Genomic DNA, 6493 nt, shown 5'->3' on the forward strand with positions numbered 1-6493 from the left:
GTTTCGCAACCGGATTTTCCGCACCGAGAATTGCCACGATGCTAGATCGTGGGATCTTGGTAGGTTTTCCGTCAGGACGGCCGCTCCGAGCCCCTTGCGGGCCTCGCTCGCTCGCCCGTCTCCCTGGCGGCTCGGAAAACATTACTCCCTGCCGCGGGCAACGCCAAATCGGCTGGGTGAGACGGCAGTCACAGCAAAAAACCGTACGCAATCCTCAGATTTTGAATCTTGATCTTGCTGAAGCATCAGCGTGAGCAGGCACTGAGGAGGGTGCGGGTGATCGGGCGCGCGCGGCGTGCGGCTCTGGCGTATAACCAGCAGCATGCGCACTGACGACCTGGCGGAGATGTTGCGGGAAGTGCCGGGCACGGAGGTGACCGCGGGCCCGGGGCTCGTCACGGTGCACGTCCCGGCGATCGGCGACACGGTGCAGATCGCTTTCCGGAACGTGCTCGACGCCGACTGGGTGCACGTGCCGACCGGCGAGCCGGCGGTTCAGGTCGACATCAAGGTGCGCCGCGAGTCCCTGCCGCTGATCGTGACGGTCGACGACGTGGTGTTCACTCCGGCGTACGCGCATGATGTCGTTCATCCCGAGGACGAGCTGCTGGTGCCGGCGATGCCCAGTCTGGTCGCCTATTCGGAGATGCATCGGGATGTACGGGCGTTGGGCGCCGCCTTCGACGATCCGAACGTCGCGCTGGAGCCGGACGTGCTCGCGGCTACCCTCACCGCGCACCGGTGTTTCCTGGCCGGGGCGTTGCGGATCGGTCTGTGGCCGGTCCGGGTCGCCGCCTGGTGGGAGTACACGTCGGCGCGCTCCGCCGAGCGCATCGTGATGGCGCGCTTCCAGGACGATCCGCGGTGGGACCAGTTGATGACCGGGGTGCAGGACGCCCGGCAGCACCAGTTCGAGCAGTCGCAGTGAGAGCCACCCCCGCCGTGGGGGTGGCTCTCGGATGAACCTGATCAGATACGGACGGGCGTACCCGTGTTGCGGTTGGCCGGCCGGGGCAAGCCGTAGTGTTCGCGCAGCGTGCGCCCGGTGTACTCGGTGCGGAACAGGCCGCGCTCCTGCAGGATCGGCACCACCTGGTCGACGAAATCGGTCAGGGACGACGGCAGGACCGGCGGCATGATGTTGAAGCCGTCCGCCGCCCCGTTCTCGAACCAGTTCTGGATCTGGTCGGCGACCTGGACGGGCGTGCCGGCGAAGGTCAGGTGACCGCGCCCGCCACCGAGGCGGGCGATGATCCGGCGGACTGTCAGGTTCTCCCGGCGACCGAGATTGACCACCAGGGTGCGGCGGCTCTTCGCGCCCTGGATCGCTTGCTCCTCGGGCAGATCGTCCGGCAACTGGGCGTCGAGCTTCAGGGCCGAGACCGGTACGCCGAGCAGCGCGGCCAGTTGCGGCAACGCATACTCTGGCTTGATCAAGCCGTTGAGCTGCGCGTCCTTCTCCCGTGCCTCGGCCTCCGAGGACGCGATGACCGGCACGATCCCCGGCAGGATCTTGATGTGGTCCGGGTCGCGGCCGTGCTCGGCGGCGCGCCGCTTGAGGTCGTCGTAGAACTCCTGCGCGTCCGAAAGTGTCTGGTGCGCGGTGAAGACCGCCTCGGCGTACTTCGCGGCGAAGTTCCGCCCGTTCTCCGAGGAACCGGCCTGGACGAGCACCGGGTGCCCCTGCGCCGAACGGGGGACGTTCAGCGCTCCGGCGACCTGGTAGAACTGGCCCGCGTGAGCCGGCGGGTAGATCTTGGCGTCGTCGCCCCAGACGCCGTTCTCCTTGTCGGCGAGGATCGCGTCGTCGTCCCAGGAATCCCAGAGCTTGAGCGAGACGTCGACGAACTCGGCGGCGCGCTCGTAACGCTCCTTGTGGGCGGGCAGGTGGTCGAGGTTGAAGTTGCGGGCGGCCTCGATGTTCGCCGTGGTCACGATGTTCCAGCCGGCCCGGCCGCCGCTGACCACGTCCAGCGACGCGAAACGCCGGGCCAGGTTGTACGGCTCGTTGTACGTCGTCGACGCCGTCGCGATCAGGCCGATGCGCTCGGTCGCGCCGGCCAGCGCGGTGAGCAGCACGGTCGGTTCGAGGGCGGCGGACGGCCGGCGCCCGACCTGGTCCCACAGCGCGGGGCCGTCGGCGAGGAAGACCGAGTCGAGCTTGCCGCGCTCGGCGATCCGGGCGAGGTTCTTGAAGTGTTCGACGTCGAGATCCGCGTACGGGTCGGTCTCCGGCAGCCGCCAAGCGGCTTCGTGATGGCCGACGCTCATCAGGAACGCGTTGAGGTGCAGGTCACGAGGCATGGTCACGGCACCTGCGGGGTGTAGTGGGTGGCCTCGTCGCCCTCGAGGATGTAGCTCTTGGTGCCGTCGATGCCGACCGGGACGTCACCGGCGACGGTGACGCGGTGCAGCTTGCGGTCCAGGTCGCCGTAGTCGTCGGCGGCGTAGTGCTGGGTGCTGCGGTTGTCCCAGACGACCAGGTCGCCGACCTGCCACTTGTGACGCAGCGTGTTCTCCGGCCGGGTCACGTAGTGCTGGAGCAGGCGCAGGACGTCCCGCGACTCGGACTTGGACAGGCCGATGATGCCGGTGACGAAGTTGCCGATGAACAGGTTCGGCCGGCCCGAGTCGGGGTTGACGCGGACGACCGGGTGCGCGGTGCGGTACCGCGTGGAGACGAACACCTTGTGGTAGTCCTCGACCTCGGCCGAGCGGAACTGCGGGTGCTCGGCGTAGTCGTACTCGTTGGAGTGCTCGGCCCACAGGCGGTCGGCCAGGACGCGCAGGTGCTCGGGCAGGTCGAGATAGGCGGCACTGGTGTTCGAGAAGAGCGTGTCTCCCCCGTACGGCGGGATGACCAGACTCCGCAGCGTCGTCGCTTTCGGCGGGGCCACCACGAACGTCACGTCGGTGTGCCAGGCGTTCGCCCGGGCACCCTCGCCGCCGGCCACCTCGAGCACGTTGGCCTGGCCGTCGACGGACGGGACGGTCGGGTGCGCCAGGGTCAGTTCGCCGAACAGCGAGGCGAAGCGCTGGTGCTGCTCGTCGTCGAGGTGCTGATCGCGGAAGACGAGCACCTTGTGCTCGACGAGCGCGTCGTGGATCTGCTTCGCCTCGGCCTCACCGACCGGCTGCCCGAGGTCGATGCCGGTCACGGACGCGCCGATCCGGCCACCGATGCGCTGAATGTCGATACTCATGGGAGGACCCTTTTCTAGGAGGTGCGCCAGGTGGAGAAGCGGCGCTCGGTGAGGATCAGGAGCTGGTTCACGATCAGGCCGATGCCGGAGATCGTGATGATTCCGGCGTACATGTCGGGGACCGCGAAGTTGTACTGGGCGTAGTTGATGAGGTAGCCCAGGCCGGCCTTGGCGCCGACCATCTCGGCGGCGATCAGGATCAGGATCGAGTACGCCCCGGCCAGCCGGATGCCGGTGAAGATCGTCGGCACCGCGGCGGGCAGCACGACCTTCTGGAACAGGCTCACCGGACCCAGTCCGAGCGAGCGCGCCGACTTGATCAGGAGCGGGTCGACGGTCCGGACGCCACTGACCGTGTTCAGCAGGATCGGCCACGCGCAGGCGTACACGATGATCGCGATCTTCGAGGTTTCGCCGAGGCCCAGGATCAGCACGAAGACCGGCAGGATCGCCAGCGCGGCGGTGTTGCGGAAGACCTCGAGCAGGGGCGTCAGCAGGTTCGCGACCGGTTTGTACCAGCCGATCAGCAGGCCGAGCGGGATCGAGACGACGATCGCCAGGCCGAAGCCGACGAGCGAGCGGGTCAGGCTGGCCCGGGTGTGCTCCCACAGTTCGCCGGACTTGACCAGGTCCCACCAGGCGACCAGCACCTCGGAGAGCGGTGGCAGGAACGTCGCGTCGACCAGGCCGAGCCGCGGGAAGATCTCCCAGATCAGGGCGAGCGCGATGATGGCGACACTGCGGGTGACGGCGTTGCCGAAGAAACGGGCAACCTTCCACCGCTCGACCGGTACGGCCGCGACGGCCGCCACCACGGGCGCCTTGACCAGGGTGGAGCTAGACACGGGTGGCCTCCAGTTCTTCGTGGCGGGCCTTGTCGACCTCGTCGCGCAGCAGCGTCCAGATCTCGTGGCGGTAGTGCGCGAACTGCGGGTCCGACCGGATGTCCTCGGACTGCGAGAAGATGGGCACGTCGACGACCTGCTTGATCCGCCCCGGCCGCGACGTCATCACCGCGACGCGTCGTCCCAGGTAGACGGCCTCTTCGATACCGTGCGTGATGAAGACGACGGTCTTGCCGGTCAACTCCTGGATCCGCAGCAGCTCGTCCTGCAGCCCGTCGCGGGTCTGCGCGTCGAGGGCCGCGAACGGCTCGTCCATCAGCAGCACGTCCGGGTCGAAGGCGAGGCTGCGGGCGATCGCGACGCGCTGCTTCATGCCGCCGGAGAGCTCGTGCGGATAACGGTCGTGGAAGCCGGACAGGCCGACGAGGTCCAGGTACTCGCGCGCCTTCGCGGCCCGCTCGCGCCGCGGCACGTGCTTGGCCTCCAGGCCGAACTCGACGTTGCCCTGCGCGGTGCGCCACGGCAGCAGCGCGTACTGCTGGAAGACCACGCCGCGGTCCAGGCCGGGGCCGGTGACCGGCTTGCCGTCGACCAGGATCCGGCCGCTGCTCGGCTCGGTCAGACCGCCGAGCAGGTCGAGCAGAGTGGACTTGCCGCAGCCGCTCGGACCGACGATGACCAGGAACTCGCCGTCCTTGACGTCCAGATTGATCTCCTGGAGCGCGGTGACCGTGGTCCCGCGGGCCCGGAAGACCTTGCCGACGTTCTCGAACACGATCTTGGCGGTCATGCGGCACCACCCTCGGCGAAGGAGTTGTACCTGTTGCTGTAGATGTCGGCGGCCTTGATGTCCTTCTTCAGCTCGCCGGCCCGGGTCAGCCAGTCGATCCAGGTCTGGAACTCCGTCTCGGTGATCACGCCGCCCTTGCCGGCCACGCCGTAGCTCTTGAAGAACTGCAGGCTGGAGTCGTCCTCGCTGCGGCCGCGCTTCTTGACGATCTCCTGGAACTTGGCGATCACCTGGTCGGTGGGGGTGGTGCGGGCCCACTCGATCGCCTTGCCGACGCCGCTGACGAACGTCTTCACCGTGTCCGGGTTCTTCTTGATGAAGTCGTTGCGGAAGATGTAGCTGCCCGCGGTGAACTTGCCGAGCAGGTCGAAGTCGGTGAAGAGCGGGTGGATACCGCCGCGGGTCAGCGCCTTGTCGCGCAGCACGCCGCCCAGCGCGCCGGCGTCGATCTGGCTCTGCCGCACCGACTGCTCGGTGTTGACCGGCGGGACCACGATCAGCTCGACCTGCTTGATCTCGTCGTCGGTCAGGCTGTTCTTCGCCAGGAAGGTCTTGATGACCGCCTCGTGGTGCGCACCGAGAGTATTGACGCCGATCTTCTTGCCGATCAGGTCGCGGGCGGTCTTGATCGGGCTGCCGTCGAGCACGTAATACCCGGTGTAGGTGTCCTTGTCGACGCCGTAGTAACCGATCACGGCGGTGACCGGTGCGCCGTTAGCGGCCAGTTTCACGACGGCGCCGTTGAATGCCCCGCCGAAATCGGTGTCGCCGGTGGTGGCGGCCTGAATGTCCTGCGGACCACTGATCGTGTTGCCGATCCACTTGAGCGTCACATCGCCCAGATAACCGAGGTCGGCGGCGAGCTCGGGCAGCGTCACCGAACCGACGCTGCCCTGATATCGCAGTTCCTTCACCTGACTGCCGGAAGCCGAGGCTTGGCTGTTGCCGCATGCGGACAGCCCGGTAGCGGTCAGGAATGCGCTGCCCAGCAGGCCGGCGATCGCGTTTCGACGAGTGGTCACGGAAAACTCCTAAAATGGGCGGCATTCATCGGACGAGCGCCGTGGGCAATCGCCTTCTATGTGCCGGAAAATTCAAAGACCGCTAATTGGGTACGGTCAGAGCAGCGCGACCGGGCACCGATGCGCGGCCGTGATCGTGGGGCGTCGTGGGCGGCGGGCCGGGGTGCTTCGCCGTCACAGCCTCAACAGGAGCAGGTGCACACCCGGAGGAAGTCGACGAAACGACGCCGGATCAGGCGCTTGTCTCGCTTCATGTCCACGAACGTAAACGTCCGGCGACGCCGCGTCAGCCTCTTTGTGGCCCACGTCACATACATTTCCCATAGGGTGAGTGGGGTATTGAATGGCGTAAGGCGCTGACCTGCGGAAATGCGCGGAGCGGGTGAACGGGAATGTTGTTGCTCTTTTGGACCGTCTATTTCGGCAGCCGACTTTCCCCCGTCACATCTCCTCGATCGACCCCGCCAGTCAACTTCGTCGAACCGGTCCACATCGCGCAGCCGCCGCGAAACGCTCCCGATGTGAAGCCAACCCGGCCCGCGGCGAAGCGGGTCGGCCCGGGCACGGCGGGGCCGCGCGGGCACGGCGAGGCGAGGCGGCGCGGGCACGGCGGGGCCGCGCGGGCACGGCGAG

6 protein-coding genes are annotated in these 6493 nt (G+C 67.4%); 1 reads left to right on the forward strand and 5 read right to left on the reverse strand.

The window, feature by feature from the left end; all coding sequences use genetic code 11:
* Positions 1 to 322: 322 nt before the first annotated feature.
* The gene (locus tag ACH442_RS31640) at positions 323 to 928 is read left to right on the forward strand and encodes a hypothetical protein (RefSeq protein ID WP_396341792.1); all 606 of its coding nucleotides are present in this window, start codon (positions 323 to 325) and stop codon (positions 926 to 928) included.
* Between the two features lie 41 nt (positions 929 to 969).
* On the opposite strand, the gene ACH442_RS31645 is transcribed toward ACH442_RS31640, so the two are convergent.
* Genes ACH442_RS31645 through ACH442_RS31665 form a run of 5 tightly spaced genes read right to left on the reverse strand, consistent with a single transcriptional unit; the run spans position 970 to position 5860 of the window.
* Positions 970 to 2304 carry an LLM class flavin-dependent oxidoreductase gene (locus tag ACH442_RS31645; RefSeq protein ID WP_396341793.1) on the reverse strand — a complete coding sequence of 445 codons (1335 nt, stop codon included), beginning with the start codon at positions 2302 to 2304 and terminating at the stop codon, positions 970 to 972.
* A 2-nt stretch (positions 2305 to 2306) separates the two neighbouring features.
* Positions 2307 to 3203 (reverse strand): TauD/TfdA dioxygenase family protein, encoded by an 897-nt coding sequence (locus ACH442_RS31650; RefSeq protein ID WP_396341794.1) that lies wholly within the window; start codon positions 3201 to 3203, stop codon positions 2307 to 2309.
* Between the two features lie 14 nt (positions 3204 to 3217).
* The gene (locus tag ACH442_RS31655; RefSeq protein WP_396341795.1) at positions 3218 to 4048 is read right to left on the reverse strand and encodes an ABC transporter permease; all 831 of its coding nucleotides are present in this window, start codon (positions 4046 to 4048) and stop codon (positions 3218 to 3220) included.
* Positions 4041 to 4838, reverse strand: coding sequence for an ABC transporter ATP-binding protein (locus ACH442_RS31660; RefSeq protein ID WP_396341796.1), 798 nt, complete (start codon positions 4836 to 4838; stop codon positions 4041 to 4043). Before ACH442_RS31660 ends, ACH442_RS31655 begins: the two co-directional genes overlap by 8 nt.
* Positions 4835 to 5860, reverse strand: a complete 1026-nt coding sequence (locus ACH442_RS31665; RefSeq protein WP_396341797.1) for an ABC transporter substrate-binding protein — start codon at positions 5858 to 5860, stop codon at positions 4835 to 4837. Before ACH442_RS31665 ends, ACH442_RS31660 begins: the two co-directional genes overlap by 4 nt.
* Between the last annotated feature and the right edge of the window lie 633 nt (positions 5861 to 6493).

Origin of the sequence: Actinoplanes sp. NPDC020271, assembly GCF_044388125.1 — a bacterium.
Lineage (GTDB): Bacteria > Actinomycetota > Actinomycetes > Mycobacteriales > Micromonosporaceae > Actinoplanes.

What these genes read in the sequence shown, in the direction of transcription:
- ACH442_RS31660 (WP_396341796.1), bottom strand. Translation starts at nt 4,838, where the DNA reads ATGACCGCCAAGATCGTGTTCGAGAACGTCGGCAAGGTCTTCCGGGCC.
- ACH442_RS31645 (WP_396341793.1), bottom strand. Translation starts at nt 2,304, where the DNA reads ATGCCTCGTGACCTGCACCTCAACGCGTTCCTGATGAGCGTCGGCCAT.
- ACH442_RS31650 (WP_396341794.1), bottom strand. Translation starts at nt 3,203, where the DNA reads ATGAGTATCGACATTCAGCGCATCGGTGGCCGGATCGGCGCGTCCGTG.
- ACH442_RS31640 (WP_396341792.1), top strand. Translation starts at nt 323, where the DNA reads ATGCGCACTGACGACCTGGCGGAGATGTTGCGGGAAGTGCCGGGCACG.